Source organism: Mycolicibacterium stellerae (assembly GCF_003719305.1).
Lineage (GTDB): Bacteria > Actinomycetota > Actinomycetes > Mycobacteriales > Mycobacteriaceae > Mycobacterium > Mycobacterium stellerae.
Genome location: NZ_RARC01000031.1, coordinates 1 through 16,435 on the forward strand (window position 1 = coordinate 1; position 16,435 = coordinate 16,435).

General features: G+C 67.2%; 17 protein-coding genes. 13 read left to right on the top strand and 4 right to left on the bottom strand.

Features of this window, described 5'->3' with window-relative positions; all coding sequences use genetic code 11:
* From D6M19_RS27225 to rpsI, 4 genes are all read left to right on the top strand, one after another.
* A partial coding sequence (locus D6M19_RS27225) for an aldehyde dehydrogenase family protein (RefSeq protein ID WP_123028404.1) occupies positions 1–254 on the top strand: 254 nt, incomplete at its 5' end.
* A 48-nt stretch (positions 255–302) separates the two neighbouring features.
* Entirely contained in the window at positions 303–1,364 is a 1,062-nt protein-coding gene (adhP, locus tag D6M19_RS27230; protein WP_123028405.1) for an alcohol dehydrogenase AdhP, read from the top strand.
* A gap of 207 nt (positions 1,365–1,571) precedes the next feature.
* Complete coding sequence (rplM, locus tag D6M19_RS27235; protein ID WP_123028406.1) at positions 1,572–2,015, top strand: 50S ribosomal protein L13; 444 nt, start codon at positions 1,572–1,574, stop codon at positions 2,013–2,015.
* Between the two features lie 47 nt (positions 2,016–2,062).
* Positions 2,063–2,566, top strand: a complete 504-nt coding sequence (gene rpsI, locus D6M19_RS27240; protein ID WP_123028469.1) for a 30S ribosomal protein S9 — start codon at positions 2,063–2,065, stop codon at positions 2,564–2,566.
* Positions 2,567–2,618: 52 nt separating this feature from the next.
* Here the strand turns inward: rpsI and D6M19_RS27245 are convergent, their stop codons facing one another.
* A complete protein-coding gene (locus tag D6M19_RS27245) occupies positions 2,619–3,377 on the bottom strand; it encodes an AIM24 family protein (RefSeq protein WP_123028407.1) in 759 nt (252 codons plus the stop codon).
* Positions 3,378–3,563: 186 nt separating this feature from the next.
* On the opposite strand from D6M19_RS27245, the gene glmM reads away from it, so the two are divergent.
* Genes glmM through D6M19_RS27260 form a run of 3 tightly spaced genes read left to right on the top strand, consistent with a single transcriptional unit; the run spans position 3,564 to position 6,630 of the window.
* The gene (gene glmM / locus D6M19_RS27250) at positions 3,564–4,901 is read left to right on the top strand and encodes a phosphoglucosamine mutase (protein WP_123028408.1); all 1,338 of its coding nucleotides are present in this window, start codon (positions 3,564–3,566) and stop codon (positions 4,899–4,901) included.
* Between the two features lie 43 nt (positions 4,902–4,944).
* The gene (locus D6M19_RS27255; protein ID WP_123028409.1) at positions 4,945–5,250 is read left to right on the top strand and encodes a type VII secretion target; all 306 of its coding nucleotides are present in this window, start codon (positions 4,945–4,947) and stop codon (positions 5,248–5,250) included.
* A gap of 3 nt (positions 5,251–5,253) precedes the next feature.
* Entirely contained in the window at positions 5,254–6,630 is a 1,377-nt protein-coding gene (locus D6M19_RS27260; RefSeq protein ID WP_123028410.1) for a hypothetical protein, read from the top strand.
* Between the two features lie 25 nt (positions 6,631–6,655).
* On the opposite strand, the gene D6M19_RS27265 is transcribed toward D6M19_RS27260, so the two are convergent.
* Complete coding sequence (locus D6M19_RS27265) at positions 6,656–7,696, bottom strand: LLM class F420-dependent oxidoreductase (protein WP_123028411.1); 1,041 nt, start codon at positions 7,694–7,696, stop codon at positions 6,656–6,658.
* A gap of 10 nt (positions 7,697–7,706) precedes the next feature.
* On the bottom strand, positions 7,707–8,552 hold the full coding sequence (locus D6M19_RS27270; protein ID WP_123028470.1) for a dienelactone hydrolase family protein: 846 nt from the start codon (positions 8,550–8,552) through the stop codon (positions 7,707–7,709).
* Positions 8,553–8,803: 251 nt separating this feature from the next.
* On the opposite strand from D6M19_RS27270, the gene D6M19_RS27275 reads away from it, so the two are divergent.
* Complete coding sequence (locus D6M19_RS27275) at positions 8,804–9,097, top strand: hypothetical protein (RefSeq protein WP_123028412.1); 294 nt, start codon at positions 8,804–8,806, stop codon at positions 9,095–9,097.
* Positions 9,098–9,183: 86 nt separating this feature from the next.
* Complete coding sequence (glmS, locus tag D6M19_RS27280) at positions 9,184–11,052, top strand: glutamine--fructose-6-phosphate transaminase (isomerizing) (protein WP_123028413.1); 1,869 nt, start codon at positions 9,184–9,186, stop codon at positions 11,050–11,052.
* 38 nt (positions 11,053–11,090) lie between these two features.
* Here glmS and D6M19_RS27285 read toward each other — a convergent pair whose 3' ends face one another.
* The gene (locus D6M19_RS27285; protein WP_123028414.1) at positions 11,091–11,870 is read right to left on the bottom strand and encodes a helix-turn-helix domain-containing protein; all 780 of its coding nucleotides are present in this window, start codon (positions 11,868–11,870) and stop codon (positions 11,091–11,093) included.
* Between the two features lie 229 nt (positions 11,871–12,099).
* Here D6M19_RS27285 and cynS point away from each other — a divergent pair, with 229 nt between their 5' ends.
* The 4 genes from cynS to D6M19_RS27305 all read left to right on the top strand — a co-directional run bounded on the left by cynS (position 12,100) and on the right by D6M19_RS27305 (position 16,427).
* Entirely contained in the window at positions 12,100–12,546 is a 447-nt protein-coding gene (gene cynS, locus D6M19_RS27290) for a cyanase (protein WP_123028415.1), read from the top strand.
* A 21-nt stretch (positions 12,547–12,567) separates the two neighbouring features.
* Entirely contained in the window at positions 12,568–13,428 is an 861-nt protein-coding gene (locus tag D6M19_RS27295; RefSeq protein WP_123028416.1) for a formate/nitrite transporter family protein, read from the top strand.
* Positions 13,429–13,601: 173 nt separating this feature from the next.
* Complete coding sequence (locus D6M19_RS27300) at positions 13,602–15,023, top strand: NAD(P)H-hydrate dehydratase (protein WP_123028417.1); 1,422 nt, start codon at positions 13,602–13,604, stop codon at positions 15,021–15,023.
* Between the two features lie 21 nt (positions 15,024–15,044).
* Complete coding sequence (locus tag D6M19_RS27305; RefSeq protein ID WP_123028418.1) at positions 15,045–16,427, top strand: glutamate decarboxylase; 1,383 nt, start codon at positions 15,045–15,047, stop codon at positions 16,425–16,427.
* The last annotated feature ends 8 nt before the right edge of the window (positions 16,428–16,435 follow it).

Below are 16,435 nucleotides of genomic sequence, written 5' to 3' on the forward strand. Positions count from 1 at the left end.
CCAACGACACCCTCTACGGGTTGGGTGCCGGTGTGTGGAGCCGTGACGGCAACGTCGCTTATCGGGCGGGCCGTGACATCAAGGCCGGCCGGGTGTGGACGAATTGCTATCACGCCTATCCCGCGCACGCGGCGTTCGGCGGCTACAAGCAGTCGGGCATCGGCCGGGAGAACCACAAGATGATGCTCGACCACTACCAGCAGACCAAGAACCTGCTGGTGTCCTACAGCAACAAGGCCCAAGGCTTCTTCTGACGACCAAAGACTCTACCGACAAACCACTTTCAGGATTGGAATAAGGAAATGACACAGACACTCGGCGCACCAAGCGCCTCCGATACCGCCGAAACCATGCGGGCAGCCGTCGTCACCGAATTCGGCGCACCGTTACAGGTCACCGAACTCGACCTACCCACACCGGGCCACGGTGAAGCGCTGGTGAAGCTGGAAACCTCCGGCGTCTGCCACACCGATCTTCATGCCGCACACGGAGATTGGCCTGTCAAGCCGCAACCGCCGTTCATTCCCGGCCACGAGGGCTACGGAACCGTCGTCGCGCTCGGCGAGGGCGTCGACGACCTCAAGGTCGGCGACAAGGTCGGCAATGCATGGCTGTGGTCGGCGTGCGGCACGTGCGAGTACTGCCGAACCGGTTGGGAGACGCTGTGTGAGAGCCAGAAGAACGGCGGCTACTCCGTCAACGGCAGCTTCGGGAGCTACATGCTCGTCAACGCCGCCTACGCGGCGCGCATCCCGGACAACGTGGACCCGCTCGAAATTGCGCCCATCCTGTGCGCAGGCGTCACCGTCTACAAAGGCCTGAAGGTGACCGATACGCGGCCCGGTCAGTGGGTGGCGATCTCCGGCATCGGCGGCCTCGGACACATCGCCGTGCAGTACGCGCGCGCCATGGGGCTGCGGGTCGTGGCCGTCGACATCGACGACTCCAAGCTCGCCCTCGCCAAGCAACTCGGCGCCGAGGTGGTCGTCAACGCCAAGACCACCGACGTCGTCGAGGCCGTGCAGGCGGCCACCGGAGGCGTGCACGGCGTGCTCGTCACGGCGGTGCATCCGCAGGCGTTCGGACAGGCCATCGGTCTGACCCGGCGCGGCGGCACCATCGTCTTCAACGGGCTGCCGCCTGGCGATTTTCCGGCACCGATCTTCGACATCGTGCTGAAGGGCCTGACGATCCGCGGTTCGATCGTCGGCACGCGGCAGGACATGGCCGAGGCGCTGGACTTCTACGCCCGCGGCTTGATCCACCCGACCGTGCAGAGCGCCGGGTTGGACGACATCAACGAGGTGTTCGACAAGATGGAGCGCGGGCAGATCGACGGCCGCATCGTCATCGACTACCGCTGAGCTGGCGCAGGGCCCCGGACCGCCTCGGCTTCCGGGGCCCTTGCGCGTTTTGACCTGCGACGACACCCGCCGGTATGCTGCTCGGTTGGCGTGCGGTATGCACGGGTCCTCGGGTCAACGTCGGTCGCCGAGAACCGCCCAGTCGTCACGCCTGACCGGCAGCCCGGGTCACACCGGGATCCAACCCGAGAAGAGAAGGTAAGCGCTGTGCCTACGTACACGCCGAAGGCGGGTGACACCACGCGCACGTGGTACGTCATCGACGCCACCGACGTGGTGCTCGGCCGGCTCGCCGTTGAAGCAGCCAAGTTGCTGCGCGGCAAGCACAAGCCGACATTCACGCCCAATGTCGACGGCGGCGATTTCGTCGTCATCATCAACGCCGACAAGGTCGCCATCAGCGGCGACAAACTCCAGAACAAGTTCGCCTACCGCCACTCGGGTTTCCCAGGTGGTCTGAGGGCGCGTTCGCTCGGCACCGAGATGCAGAAGCATCCCGACCGCGTCGTCGAGAAGGCGATCGTCGGCATGCTGCCGCACAACAAGCTCAGCCGTCAGGTCCAGAAGAAACTGAAGGTCTACGCCGGCCCGGAGCATCCGCACACCGCGCAGAAGCCGGTGCCGTACGAGATCAAGCAGGTGAGCCAGTGACCGAGCCAACCGATACCACCGAAACCACGGAAGCCGAGGCTCCAGAGGTGACCGAGGCCGCCGCAGAGGCGACCGAAGCCCCCGAGGCCGTCGCGCCCGTGACCGAGGCCGAGACCGAGGCGGCTCCCGAGCCGCCGCGTGAGCCGCGCGAACCGGTCATCATCGACCGTCCCATCCAGACCGTCGGTCGCCGCAAGGAGGCCGTGGTTCGGGTGCGTCTGGTTCCCGGCACCGGCCAGTTCCATCTGGACGGGCGGACGCTGGAGGCCTACTTCCCCAACAAGGTGCACCAGCAGCTCATCAAGGCTCCGCTGGTGACCGTGGATCGGGTTGACGCCTTCGACATCTACGCCCACCTCGACGGCGGCGGCCCCTCCGGGCAGGCGGGCGCGCTGCGCCTGGCGATCTCCCGCGCACTGATCGTGGTGCAGCCCGAGGACAGGCCCGCGCTGAAGAAGGCCGGCTTCCTGACCCGCGACCCGCGGGCCATCGAGCGCAAGAAATACGGACTCAAGAAGGCCCGCAAGGCGCCTCAGTACTCCAAGCGCTGATCTGCTTCACCTCACCGCCCGGTATGCCACGCGCATGCCGGGCGGTGTGCGTTTAGCGGCCGAGGAAGTTTCCGAGGATCCCTGCGGCGGCGGACCCGGGTTGGCCCGCCTGCTGGCCGCCGCCCGTGCCGCTGACGAACGAGCCGGGCACCTCTTCTGAGGGCTGCACGACGACGAAGCCCTGACCGTTGAACGACATCGTGAAGGCCTCGCCGGTGGTACGGCCGATCAGCGTGCCGAGGCCGAACTGGTCGGCGCGGTGGAAGCCGGTCTGCAGTGAGGCCGACCAGCACACCGCGGCCTGCGGGTCGGCGTAGGTCGGCTGGTCGACCTGCAGCACCACCGGCGTGCCCTTCGTGGTGATCGCGATGCGGCCCTGACCCGAGAACACGCAGTTGAACAAGCCCGCGTTCGAGAGCATCCCGGCGCCCTGCACCCGGCGGATGTCGTAGGACAGCGTCGGCTCGAACGCGAGCACGTTCTTGCCGTTGATGGTCAGGCCGTCGTGTCCGCCCTCGAGGTCGATGAGGTGGATGTCGGAGGCCAGGTCGGCGAGGAACATGTCGCCGGTGCCGGTACACCTCATCAGCGGGACGCCTTCGCCGGTCAGATGCTGCTTGACGAACTGGCCGACGCCGCTGGCGCCCTGTCCTTGGAACGAGATGTTGCCCTGGTAGGCCACCATGGCGCCCTGGCGCACCATCATCTCGCCGTTGAGCGCGACCTTGAGCATCTTGCCGTTCTGCAACTTCATGCCCGGCTGAGTGGTTTGGGCTTCGGCGTTCTGCGGGGAGAACAGGTCGCTGCGCATGGGGTTTCCTTTCGTCCCTGGCGACGTTATCGAGTGCTCCGCTGCAGATAAATAGGGTGTTTCCCTATCTCGATCCGCGCGAGCGACCGGTTCTGTACGCGATTTCGCGGCGTTTCGTGCGCAGACACGGTCGCTCGCCGGGGAGGCGGTTGTGTCTTCCGGGGTCATCTATGAGAAATTTGACCGATGGCTCGCCTGTTCGGCACCGACGGAGTCCGCGGGGTCGCCAATCGCAATCTGACCGCTGAGCTGGCCCTCGGGCTGGGCTCGGCGGCGGCGCGTCGGCTGGCAAACTCCTCGCGGGCACGCCGTCGCGTCGCCGTGGTCGGCCGCGATCCGCGGGCCAGCGGCGAGATGCTGGAGGCCGCGGTCATCGCGGGGCTGACCAGCGAGGGCGTCGACGCGCTTCGGGTCGGTGTGCTGCCAACGCCCGCGGTCGCCTATCTGACCAATGCCTACGACGCCGAGTTCGGCGTGATGATCTCGGCGTCGCACAACCCGATGCCCGACAACGGCATCAAGATCTTCGGCGCGGGCGGGCACAAGCTCGACGACGCCACCGAGGACCGCATCGAAGAACTGCTCGCGGCCGGGCCGGGAGAGCGTCCGGTCGGTGCGGCCATCGGCAGGGTCGTCGACGCCGACGACGCACTCGATCGTTACCTGCGCCACGCAGGCAAGGCGCTCACCACCCGCCTCGACGAGCTGACCGTCGTCGTCGACTGCGCCAACGGCGCCGCGTCGGCGGCCGCGCCACGGGCATACCGCGCCGCGGGCGCGAACGTCATCGCGATCAACGCCGAGCCCAACGGGCTGAACATCAACGCGGGTTGCGGTTCGACGCATATGGAGACGCTGCAGCAGACGGTGGTGTCCCGGGGCGCCGACCTCGGGCTGGCCCATGACGGTGATGCCGACCGCTGCCTGGCCGTCGACGCCAACGGCGACATCATCGATGGTGACGCCATCATGGTGATCCTTGCGCTCGCGATGCAGGAGGCCGGCGAGCTGGCGTTCAACACGCTCGTCACCACAGTGATGAGCAACCTTGGCCTGCACCTTGCGATGCGCGCGGCCGGCATCGAGGTCCGCACCACCGGCGTCGGCGACCGCTACGTGCTCGAGGAGATGCGGGCGGGGGAGTACTCGCTCGGCGGCGAGCAGTCCGGCCACCTCGTCATGCCGGCACTTGGTACCACCGGCGACGGTATTGTCACCGGGCTGCGGCTGATGTCGAGGATGGCGCAGACCCGCGCGCCGCTGGCCGAGCTGGCGTCGGTCATGAAGCAGCTGCCTCAGGTGCTGATCAATGTCGAGGTGCACGACAAGGCCACCGTCGCCGATGCACCCTCGGTGCGCACGGCCGTGGCCAAAGCCGAAGCCGAGCTGGGTGACACCGGCCGAATCCTGTTGCGGCCCTCGGGGACCGAGCAGATGGTGCGGGTAATGGTGGAAGCCGCCGACGAGGACACCGCCCGGCAATTGGCCATCCGCGTCGCCGAATCGGTCAGCGAACAACGCTGAACTCCGGTGGAACCTGGAGGGTTTCGCCGACGTCGAAGTTTGTGTGGGAGAACCTGACACCGCGCGTGTCGACGTTGCGGCGGTGCTCGACGCTGCACGCCAGTACGACACGGCCGCCGACATCGTCGACGCCGCCATTCGAACTCATCTGACCGGCCTTCGGTTCGACGGCGCGGTCGCGGGTCGCATACACACAGCACACGGCGACGCCCTACGCCTGGCGATCGACGAGTTGGTGCACCGGCTGCACCAGTGGGCACGCGCCGCCACCGAGATCGCCGCCGAGCTGCGTTCGTGTGCAGATCGTTACGTCGACGTCGACGACCGCGGCGCGCGACGGATCGGCTGAGTCATGGCTGAACCGCTCGACGTCACCGCGCGGCTTGGCGACGGGCGTCCCGCCGTCGAAACCGTCGGCGAGTACGTGTGGGCGTGCCATCTGGTCGGCTACCAGAATCCGGATCTCACGCTGCACGCCGCACAGGTGCGTGACTGGTACGGCAGCGAAGACGGGTTGGACCTGCGGGCGCTGGATGCGGATCGCGCGGCCTTGGACGCGGCCGCAGCGGCGGCGGACAGCGCGCAACGGGTGCAGCAACAGCAGCTCGGCCCACTGGCAGGCGCGTGGCAGGGGCGCGGCGGCGATGCCTCACGCGAGTTTCTGGTCCGGCACGTTGAGGCGTCCGCGGCGGTGGCGTCGGCGGTGCGCAATGCAGCCGATGCCCTCGCCGCACTTCGCGACGAGCTGTGGCACGCGGTCGACGACAAGGTCGGCGCAGCCGTGGCGATCGAGGAGCGCCGCCAGACCGAGCGTGCCGAATGGCTGGCCGCGACGCGGACGGTGACCACAGGATCCGGCGACCGCGCAATGGCGAGCGAGCTCATCGACCAGCGGGTGAAGCCCTTCGTGGACAACGACATTCGATCCGACTGGTTGACCGCGATGCAGAAGGCGATGGCCGCCGTTTCCACCGCCTTCGATGACGCGACCAGCATCCTGACCGATGCCCCCGCCGCACCGTTCGAGGTGCCCGGCGATCTCGGCCCGGTGTCGATGCCGTCGTCACCCGCCAGTGCCCCGGTGGCCGAGGTGGCGGGCACAGTGCCGGCGGCGTCGATGGGTCCGCTTCCTGCGGCGATCGCCCAGGGCCTCGGGCCGACGGCCGCTCCGGCACCGGCCTTGGCCGCCGCACCGGAACCGCTCGCAGCGTCGATGCCGGCAGCCCCCGCGCTTGCGACACCACCACCGTCTGTGCCACCGGCGATGCCGTCGACGCCGCCGCTCGGTGAGCTGGGTGGCGGATTGCCCGGCGCCGCAGGCGGGCTTGCCGGGCTCGGCTCTCAGCTAGCCGACACCATCGGCGGTCTCGTCAACCGCCCTGACGACGCGCTGCCCGATCCGGCACCGCTGGAGGACAACGCCATCGGCGAAGACGAGCCGGGCACCGATGACGAGAAGTCGGTGGTCGACGAAGACGGCGAAGACGAATCCGACTCAGAGACAGACGATCTCACCGAAGTCGATGATCCCGCTGCAGAGCCCGTCGACGTGTGCTCGGATGACCCCGTCGACGATGTTGCCTCGCCAGATTCGGCCCCGACGCCGCCGCAGGCACCGATGCCACCGCCTACCCAGCCCATCGTGGACCCGCCGCCAAACGCCGAAGCGGTCGGAGCCGAGACGCCGTGCGAGATCGCCGCCGACGAGCTGCCCCAGGCGGGGCCGTGACGATGGTGGTGCAAATCGACGCAGGCTAGGGCAGCAGGCCCTGTAGCTCCTCGACGAAGCGCACCGACTCGCGCCGGTCGCCCGTCAGCGGATGCACCAGCAACGTCGTCACTCCGGCCTCCGCGAAGGCGGCAACGCGTTCCTTGACGAAACCGCTTGGCCCGATGAGCGATACGTGCCGCACCAAATCGTCTGGCACCGCATCGATCGCCTCGACCTTCTTGCCGGACAGGTAGAGATCCTGGATGTGATCGGCTACCTCGCCGAACCCGTAGCGGGTCGCCAGATTGTGGTAGAAGTTCTTGCCGCGAGCGCCCATGCCGCCGATGTAGAGCGCCAGTTGCGGTTTCGCCCACGCCAGCCGATCTTCGACGTCGTCGCCGATGGCCAGGGTGGCGCTGACCATGATGTCGAGCGGCCCAAGCTCCTGGTCGCGGTTGGCCATACCTGCGCGCAGCGAGTCACCCCAGGCCTCGTCGGCCTTCTCCGGATAGAAGAACACCGGCTGCCAGCCCTCGGCGATCTCGGCGGTCAGCTCAACGTTCTTCGGCCCAAGGGCGGCGATGGTGATTGGAATGCGTTCGCGGACAGGGTGATTGATCAGGTGCAGCGGCTTACCGAGTCCTGTGCCGCGGTCGTGGGGGAGCGGCAGCTGGTAGTACTTGCCGTCGAACTCCACGTCTTCGCGGCGCCACACCTGCCTGCAGATCTCGACGACCTCACGGGTGCGGCCGAGGGGGGCGTCGAACGGGACGCCGTGGAAGCCCTCCACCACCTGCGGCCCCGACGTCCCGATGCCCAACCGGAACCGGCCGTCGCAGACGTAATCCAGCCCGGCGGCCGTCATCGCCAGCAGTGACGGGGTACGGGTGTAGATCGGGACGACGCCGGAGCCCAGCTCGATCCGCGACGTCCTCGCCGCGAGGAACCCAAGCTGGCTGACCGCGTCGAACGAGTACGCCTCGGCGACGAGCGCGATATCCACGCCGATCTTCTCCAACTCGACGACCTCGTCGACGGCTTCCAGGAAACCGCCCGCGTAATTGAGAAAGATTCCGGTTCGCATCGAGGTCTCCTTAAGGCTTCAGCAGCGCGACGACCTTGTTCTCCAGGTCAACGGGGTCGTCGGCGAACGGATCCATCGTCGCCGCCTTGGGCAGATCCACTTCGGGGTCGGCGAAGTCGCGGTAGGTCTTGTCGCCGGTCAGCATGTGCAGCAGATAGCCCGTCATCAGCGCCCGCACCATCTTCTGGGTGTCGCGGTCGGCGCCGGGCAGGCCGACGACCCTGGCCAGGCGGCGACCCTCGATCAGGCCGCCCGCCTTGGCCTTCGGCATGGCGCGCAGCGTCGCGGTTTTCCACACCCGGGCCAACTCGATCGCATTGGACCGCAACGACATCGGATCGCCGGGGTCGGTGAGGATCAGGCCGGGGACCTTCAACGTCGCGGCGGCTTCCTCGGCGCGTGGTTTGGTCACCGTCGGAAACGCCGCTACGACGGCCTTCGGCTTTGCCGCCATGCCTGCGGCGGCGAACACCGCGGTCGACGCGCCGAAGCCGTGGCCCACGATGCCGAGCTTGGTGGGATGCACGCTGATCTTCCCCTCGCCAAGGCGCACCCCGGCGATGATGTCCAGCGTGGTGCCGACGTCGAACGCCAGGTTCAGCACCGACGGTGCGATGCCCTTCTCGGTGTCTGGCGCGGCCGCGACGATGCCCCACGAAGCCAGATGCTCGAGGGTGCCCTCGTAGCGCTCCGCCGAGGTCAGCCATTCGTGCGCGAACGCGACGCCGGGAAGGTTGAACCCGGATTCGGGGGTGTACACCACGCCGGGCAGACCGGCGAATGCCAGGTCGCCGCGCAGCACGCGATGCGGCCCGCGCCGTTTCAAGGCGGCGAAGAGCTTCTTCGTGCTGGCCACCTGACGACCGTAGCCCACAGCCGTAACCTCGACGTTAGGGTCCTCCTTTGTGAAATTGCGTCGGCCTGTCGCGCTGCTCGGGGTGGTGGCGCTGCCGGCCGAGATCAGCGGCCTGCGCCGGGATACATAATCTCTTCACAGCGTCTACACATACGACGTGGAGTAACGTCAAAGTCAGACATCAGGGGACGGGTCACGGTGTCCTGGAACGGCATTCGTCGTGCAGTGAACGAGTCAATTCGGGAGTTCACATGAAAAATCTGAGGAACATCGCAGCGGGTCTCGGCATCGCCGGGGCACTCGGGTTCGCGGCTGTTGGCGTCGGTGCGGGCACAGCGAATGCGGCGCCGCCGGTACAGGCGGACTTCGCGCAGTTTGGTCCCGGCTGGGGTCCTGGCCCATGGCTGCCTGCGCCACCGCCACCACCACCAGCATGGGGCGGCGGGTACGGCGGCGGGTACAACTACGGCGGCTGGAACAACTACGGGCCACCGCCACCACCGTGCCTAAGCGGCCCACTCGGGTTCATCCAGCTTTGCGCCTAGCGCTCCTTTAGGTACGAAAACCTACGTTATCGCCGTCGTCACGGCGACTGTGCAGTTAGCTGGATAGTCGTCTAGGCTTGATACCTATGTGTGGAATCGTCGGCTACGTCGGGACGCGGGACGCTCGCGGGGTCGTCGTCGACGCGCTGCGCAGGATGGAGTACCGCGGTTACGACTCCGCCGGTGTCGCCCTGCTCGACGGTGTCGGCGGGCTCACCGTGCGGCGACGCGCCGGACGTCTCGCCAACCTCGAAGCGGCGCTGGCCGAGGTCGATGCCGCAAGCCTCGTCGGCAGCACCGGTCTGGGCCACACCCGGTGGGCCACCCACGGCAGGCCGACCGACCGCAACGCCCACCCGCACCGAGACCAGTCGGGCAAGATCGCGGTCGTCCACAACGGAATCATCGAGAACTACGCCGAGCTGCGGCAGGAGCTGGAAACCGGCGGCGTGGAGTTCGCCAGCGACACCGACACCGAGGTCGCCGTTCATCTCGTCGGCCAGCAATATCGCGACGGCGACACCGCGGGCGATTTCGCGCAGTCCGTCTTCGCCGTGCTACCCCGGCTCGAGGGCCACTTCACGCTGGTGTTCGCCAACGCCGACGAGCCGGGCACGATCATCGCCGCCCGCCGATCCACACCGCTGGTACTCGGTGTCGGCGACGGAGAAATGTTCGTCGGCTCAGACGTGGCGGCGTTCATCGAATACACCCGCGACGCCGTCGAGCTCGGCCAGGATCAGGCCGTCGTGGTCACCGCCGACGGCTACCGGATCACCGACTTCCACGGCAACCCGGACGACGCCAGTGCCCGACCCTTCCGGATCGACTGGGACCTGTCGGCCGCCGAGAAGGGCGGCTTCGAGTACTTCATGCTCAAGGAGATCGCCGAGCAGCCCGCCGCCGTCGCCGACACCCTTCTCGGGCATTTCGTCGACGGCCGCATCGTGCTCGACGAGCAGCGCCTTTCCGACCAGGAGCTGCGCGAGATCGACAAGGTCTTCATCGTCGCCTGCGGTACCGCGTACCACTCCGGGCTACTGGCCAAATACGCGATCGAGCACTGGACCCGGCTACCCGTCGAGGCCGAGCTGGCCAGCGAGTTCCGCTACCGCGACCCTGTGCTGGACCGCAGCACGCTGGTGATCGCCATCTCGCAGTCCGGCGAGACCGCCGACACCCTGGAAGCCGTGAGGCACGCCAAGGAGCAGAAGGCCAAGGTACTGGCGATCTGCAACACCAACGGCAGCCAGATCCCGCGCGAGTGCGACGCGGTGCTCTACACCCGCGCGGGCCCCGAGATCGGGGTCGCATCGACCAAGACGTTCCTTGCGCAGATCGCGGCCAACTATCTCGTCGGTCTCGCGCTCGCACAGGCCCGCGGCACCAAGTACCCCGACGAGGTGGAGCGCGAGTTCCGCGAGCTGGAGTACATGCCCGAGCTGGTCAAACAGGTGCTGGGGACCCTGGAACCCGTCTCGGAGCTGGCCCGCCGGTTCGCCAAGTCGCAGACCGTGCTGTTCCTCGGCCGCCACGTCGGCTATCCCGTCGCGCTCGAGGGCGCGCTGAAGCTCAAGGAACTCGCGTACATGCATGCCGAGGGCTTCGCGGCCGGTGAGCTCAAGCACGGCCCCATCGCCCTCATCGAGGACGGCCTGCCGGTCATCGTCGTGATGCCGTCGCCCAAGAATGCGGCCGTGCTGCACTCCAAACTGTTGAGCAATATCCGCGAGATCCAGGCCCGCGGAGCGATCACCATTGTGATCGCCGAGGAGGGCGACGACACGGTCCGGCCGTACGCCGACCACCTGATCGAAATCCCCGCGGTGTCAACGCTTCTCCAGCCGCTGCTGTCAACGATTCCGCTGCAGGTGTTCGCCGCAGGTGTGGCGCAGGCCCGCGGCTACGACGTCGACAAGCCACGCAACCTCGCGAAGTCCGTCACCGTCGAGTAGGTGTGCAGAAGCGCCGCGAGGTCGGCACTTCCGAAGCCTCAAGCGGACGTTCGCGCCCACTCACTGGGGGACTTCCCAAAGTGGCGCCGGAACGCGCGCGTGAAAGTGCCGGTTTCACTGAATCCACTTGCCCGGCAGGCGTGGTGCACCGACGTGCCGCGCGCGATGAGGGAACTGGCGAATTCCAGTCGCCTCCTGCGAATCTCGGTCGCCGGAGAGCGGCCCTCCTCGGCCAGCAACTGTTGAACCGAGCGAAGCGAGACGTGCAGCTCGGCGGCCAGGGTGGCCGCGGTGAAGCCCGGGTCGCGGAACCGGGTGCGTACGTGGGCCAGCAGGCTCGCCCGCAGCGCCGCACGTGACGGGGCCGCGGCCGCTTCGACGGCCGCGAGGACATCACGCTCGTCGTCGTGGGTTCCTTTGGCTGCCAGTCGTTCCGTCGCATCGGCGAAGGAGAGCAGTCGGGCGCCGCCGGTACCGATCGGCCGCGTCGACCACGTGACGGGAATTGGTCGTCCCGCGCGGGTGATGAACCACTCAGGCGCCGACGTGGCATGCGAACCGCGCCCATCCAGGATCGGGCAGGAATCCGATGGGTACCGCGAACCGTCGGGCCGCCACTCGTGCAGGGTGTCGTGGCTCGGTGCTCCGATCACATCACCCGCAGACCGGTAGCCCAGCATGCCGAGCGCTGCCTGGTTCGCCAACGCAACGTTTCCGTTGGACCCTATGACCCACAGCGGGGTCGGCGCCATGTCGATCACCGCCGACAGCATGTCGGAATCGACCGCGGTCGCCGTGGGATTTGCTTGGGGCCCCATTCGTCTGACTCCGCATCCATGAGTTGAGGGGACGCTACGTCCGGGGAGTTTCGAAGCCTTTCCCTGTCCGTTACGCGCTAGTTAATCGACCCAGTTGATCGGCGGCCATGCGCGAATTGCCGCATTGTGTGCGCCTCTTGCCATTTGCGGGCGCGGCGCCAGCGGCTGACATAGAGGGACCAGCGGTCGACGGTGATCGCGCCGCTCCCAACACGCAAAGGAGAAGAGAATGGCGTACCACCCCCCAACGCCACCGACCTCAGAGATCGAAGAGCGTCGCGCCGCGACCGGCATCAGTTGGCAGAAGCTGGCCGACCACATCGATCGGCCGCTCGTCTGGACCGTCGCCGCCCTGCTGGGAAGTCATCCGGTGCCGGCCAAGGAAGCCTCGGCCATCGGGGAGCTGCTCGGCCTCAGCGACGAGGCCGTCGCGGCGATCCAGCGACAGCCCTACCGGACGGCCGACGATTCGCTGTTGTCCGACCCGACGATCTACCGGTTCGTCGAGCTCATCAATGTCTACGGGCCGACTTTGAAAGCCCTGATCCACGAAGAATTCGGCGACGGGATCATGAGCGCCATCAATTGCAACGTGTCATTTGACCGCCGTCTGGATCCCGATGGCGACCGCGTCGTCGTGACCATCGATGGCAAGTTCCTCCCCTACCACTGGTGACCCTCGAGAAGGAATGAACCCATGTCATATGTGAAACCACAGGAACTCGCTATGCGGATCATCGACGCCGGCGAGTCCAAAGTGTTCATGTCCACCCGGGATACTCTTATCCGCTCCTACATGGCAGGAGCGGTACTTGCTCTCGCTGCCGCGTTCGCGGTGACGATCACGGTCAAAACCGGTGAGCCCCTTTTGGGCGCCGTACTCTTTCCGGTCGGCTTCTGCATGCTTCACCTACTCGGATTCGACCTGCTGACCGGGGTGTTCACCCTCGTGCCGCTGGCATGGCTCGACAAGCGTCCCGGTGTGACTATCGGTTCCATGCTTCGCAACTGGGGACTTGTCTTCCTGGGCAACTTCGCCGGTGCGCTGACCGTGGCCGTATTCATGGCGATCTACTTCACCTACGGCTTTGACATTCCGCCGGACGCCGTCGGCCAGGCAATCGGCAAAATCGGTGAGGGCCGAACGGTGGGATACAGCGACCATGGCGCTGCAGGCATGCTTACGCTGTTCATCCGCGGCGTGATGTGCAACTGGATGGTTTCGACCGGCGTTGTCGGCGCAATGATGTCAGACAGCCTGCCCGGCAAGGTGATCGCGATGTGGATGCCGATCATGGTGTTCTTCTACCTTGGTTTCGAGCACTCGATCGTGAACATGTTCCTCTTCCCGTCCGGGCTCCTGCTCGGCGGCAACTTCACCATCGGCGACTACCTGCTGTGGAACGAGATCCCAACGGTAATCGGCAATCTGGTCGGCGGCCTCATGTTCGTCGGCTTGGTGATATACGCAACTCACGGCAAGACCGCGCCCTTTCGGCCGCGGCCGAAGGGCCTGGTGTCGGTGGACGAGAGACTGCCGGTGCAGAGCAACGCCTGATCGGTGCTTCTGCCGGTGGCCAGGCCCTCGCGGTGCGTCCTACAGCCCCGTGGCGGGCCCCACGGGTACTGGTAACCGGCAAACCCGCGCCGGGAGGCCAAGTGGCCCCTCCTCGAATCGGCCGGTCAAATCTGTGTCGTTATGAGCACCGCGCCACGTAACCTAGGGCAACGATGCGGTACTACTACTCCGCTGATGCGATCCGCGAAGCCGAAGCACCGCTGCTGGCGTCGCTGCCCGACGGTGTGCTGATGCGGCGGGCGGCCGGCGGCCTGGCCACCGCGATCGCCCGCGAGCTTCGTGTGCGCACCGGCGGTATCGCGGGTCGGTCGGTCTGCGCGGTCGCCGGCTCCGGCGACAACGGCGGTGACGCGCTGTGGGCCGCGACGTTGCTGCGTCGCCGCGGCGCATCGGCCGCCGCCATCCTGCTCAATCCTGAACACACCCACTCCAAGGCGCTGGCCGCTTTCCAGAAGGCGGGCGGGCGGGTGGTGCAAAGCGTCCCGGCGACAACCGATCTGGTGATCGACGGTGTCGTCGGCATCTCCGGCACCGGCGCGTTGCGCCCGGCCGCCGCGGAGGTATTCGCCGCCGTCGACGAGGCGGGAATCCCGGTGGTGGCCGTCGATATCCCCAGCGGCGTCGACGTGGCGACCGGCGCCGTCAGCGGCCCCGCCGTGCACGCCGCGCTGACCGTGACGTTCGGTGGCCTCAAACCTGTTCACGCGCTGGGGGACTGCGGGCGCGTCGAACTGGTCGACATCGGCCTGGACCTGCCTGCGCCCGACGTCATGAGTTTCGACGCGGCCGACGTCGCCGCCCGCTGGCCGACGCCGGGTCCCAAGGACGACAAGTACACCCAGGGTGTCACCGGCGTCCTCGCCGGCTCGGCGACGTATCCGGGTGCGGCCGTGTTGTGCACCGGCGCCGCGGTGGCCGCCACATCCGGCATGGTGCGCTACGCGGGAAGTGCTGCACAGCAAGTGCTTTCGCATTGGCCCGAAGTCATCGCATCGCCGAGCCCTTCGGCCGCGGGTCGGGTTCAGGCGTGGGTCGTCGGACCGGGTCTCGGCACCGACGACGCAGGCGCCTCGGCGTTGTGGTTCGCGCTCGACACGAATCTGCCCGTGATCGTCGACGCCGACGCGCTGACGATCCTCGCCGCGCATCCCGATCTTCTTGCCAACCGCACCGCGCCGACGGTGCTGACGCCGCACGCAGGGGAGTTCGCCCGACTGAGTGGATCGCCGCCGGGCGACGACCGCGTCGCGGCCACCCGCAGGCTGGCCGACCACTTCGGGGCGACGGTGCTGCTGAAGGGCAACATCACCGTCATCGCCGAGCCGGGCGGCCCCGTCTACCTCAACCCGGCCGGCCAGTCATGGGCGGCCACCGCGGGATCGGGCGACGTGCTGTCGGGCATCATCGGCGCGCTGCTCGCCGCGGGCCTGCCCGCCGGTGAAGCGGCCGCCGCGGGGGCGTTCGTGCATGCCCACGCCGCCAACCTCTCGGCCGTAGACCCCGGACCCCGTCCCGCTCCCACCTCCGCGTCGCGCATCCTGGCCCACGTCCGTACCGCAGTCGCTCGTCTGTAGATCGCCACGAAAGGACTTTTCATGCCCCCCAGGCACACCCAAGGCCCAGTGATCGCACCGGCATACACCGGGCGGATGTCGATGGCGCCCGTGCCGTCGCTGCGGATGCCCGACGAATCGATGAATCCTGATGCCGCCTACCGGTTCATCCACGACGAGCTGATGCTCGACGGCAGCTCCCGGTTGAACCTGGCGACGTTCGTGACCACCTGGATGGACCCCCAGGCCGAGAAACTGATGGCCGAAACGTTCGACAAGAACATGATCGACAAGGACGAGTATCCGGCCACCGCCGCGATCGAGGCACGCTGCGTGTGTATGGTCGCCGACCTGTTCCATGCCGAGGGGCTGCGCGACGACGACCCATCAAGCGCGACAGGGGTTTCCACGATCGGATCAAGCGAGGCGGTGATGCTGGCCGGACTCGCGTTGAGCTGGCGGTGGCGTGAACGCGTCGGCAAGGATTGGCGCAAGCGCAGGCCGAACATGGTGATGGGCTCCAACGTGCAGGTGGTGTGGGAGAAGTTCTGCCGCTACTTCGACGTCGAGCCGCGGTACCTGCCGATGGAGAAGGGCCGCTACGTCATCACGTCCGAGCAGGTGCTGGAGAACATCGACGAAGACACCATCGGCGTGGTCGCGATCCTGGGCACCACGTTCACCGGTGAGCTGGAACCGATCGTCGAGATCTGCGAAGCGCTGGACAAACTGGCCGCCGACGGCGGGCTGGACATACCCGTGCACGTCGACGCGGCAAGCGGCGGCTTCGTCGTCCCGTTTTTGCATCCCGACCTGATCTGGGACTTCCGGCTGCCGCGGGTGGTTTCGATCAATGTCAGCGGCCACAAGTACGGCCTGACCTACCCCGGCATCGGGTTTGTGGTGTGGCGCAGCCATGAGTATCTGCCCGAGGAGCTGGTCTTCCGGGTGAACTACCTCGGCGGCGACATGCCGACCTTCACGCTGAACTTCTCCCGGCCGGGTAACCAGGTGATCGGCCAGTACTACAACTTCCTGCGGTTGGGACGCGAAGGCTACAGCCAGGTGATGGGATGCCTGTCGCAGACGGCGCGCTGGCTCGGCGACCAACTTCGCGACAGCGAGCACTTCGAGTTGATCTCTGACGGTTCGGCGATCCCGGTGGTCAGCTTCCGGCTGAAGGGCAATCCGGGCTACACCGAGTTCGACGTCTCGCATGCGCTGCGGGCCTACGGCTGGCAGGTGCCCGCCTACACCATGCCGGAGAACGCCACCGACATCGCCGTGCTGCGCATCGTCGTGCGCGAAGGGTTCTCGATGGACCTTGCGCGTGCGCTGCGCGACGACACCGCCACCGCGCTCAGACATCTCGACGAGCTCAAGCCCGGTGGGCATTTCGACGAGCTGCAGCCGTTCGCGCACTGAGGGCGAGG

Bases quoted from the DNA above. Each gene is read 5' to 3' on its own strand.
- glmM (WP_123028408.1), top strand. From the start codon at position 3,564: ATGGCTCGCCTGTTCGGCACCGACGGAGTCCGCGGGGTCGCCAATCGC.
- glmS (WP_123028413.1), top strand. From the start codon at position 9,184: ATGTGTGGAATCGTCGGCTACGTCGGGACGCGGGACGCTCGCGGGGTC.
- adhP (WP_123028405.1), top strand. From the start codon at position 303: ATGACACAGACACTCGGCGCACCAAGCGCCTCCGATACCGCCGAAACC.
- D6M19_RS27265 (WP_123028411.1), bottom strand. From the start codon at position 7,696: ATGCGAACCGGAATCTTTCTCAATTACGCGGGCGGTTTCCTGGAAGCC.
- cynS (WP_123028415.1), top strand. From the start codon at position 12,100: ATGGCGTACCACCCCCCAACGCCACCGACCTCAGAGATCGAAGAGCGT.
- D6M19_RS27245 (WP_123028407.1), bottom strand. From the start codon at position 3,377: ATGCGCAGCGACCTGTTCTCCCCGCAGAACGCCGAAGCCCAAACCACT.
- D6M19_RS27260 (WP_123028410.1), top strand. From the start codon at position 5,254: ATGGCTGAACCGCTCGACGTCACCGCGCGGCTTGGCGACGGGCGTCCC.
- D6M19_RS27295 (WP_123028416.1), top strand. From the start codon at position 12,568: ATGTCATATGTGAAACCACAGGAACTCGCTATGCGGATCATCGACGCC.
- D6M19_RS27275 (WP_123028412.1), top strand. From the start codon at position 8,804: ATGAAAAATCTGAGGAACATCGCAGCGGGTCTCGGCATCGCCGGGGCA.
- D6M19_RS27305 (WP_123028418.1), top strand. From the start codon at position 15,045: ATGCCCCCCAGGCACACCCAAGGCCCAGTGATCGCACCGGCATACACC.
- D6M19_RS27285 (WP_123028414.1), bottom strand. From the start codon at position 11,870: ATGGGGCCCCAAGCAAATCCCACGGCGACCGCGGTCGATTCCGACATG.
- D6M19_RS27300 (WP_123028417.1), top strand. From the start codon at position 13,602: ATGCGGTACTACTACTCCGCTGATGCGATCCGCGAAGCCGAAGCACCG.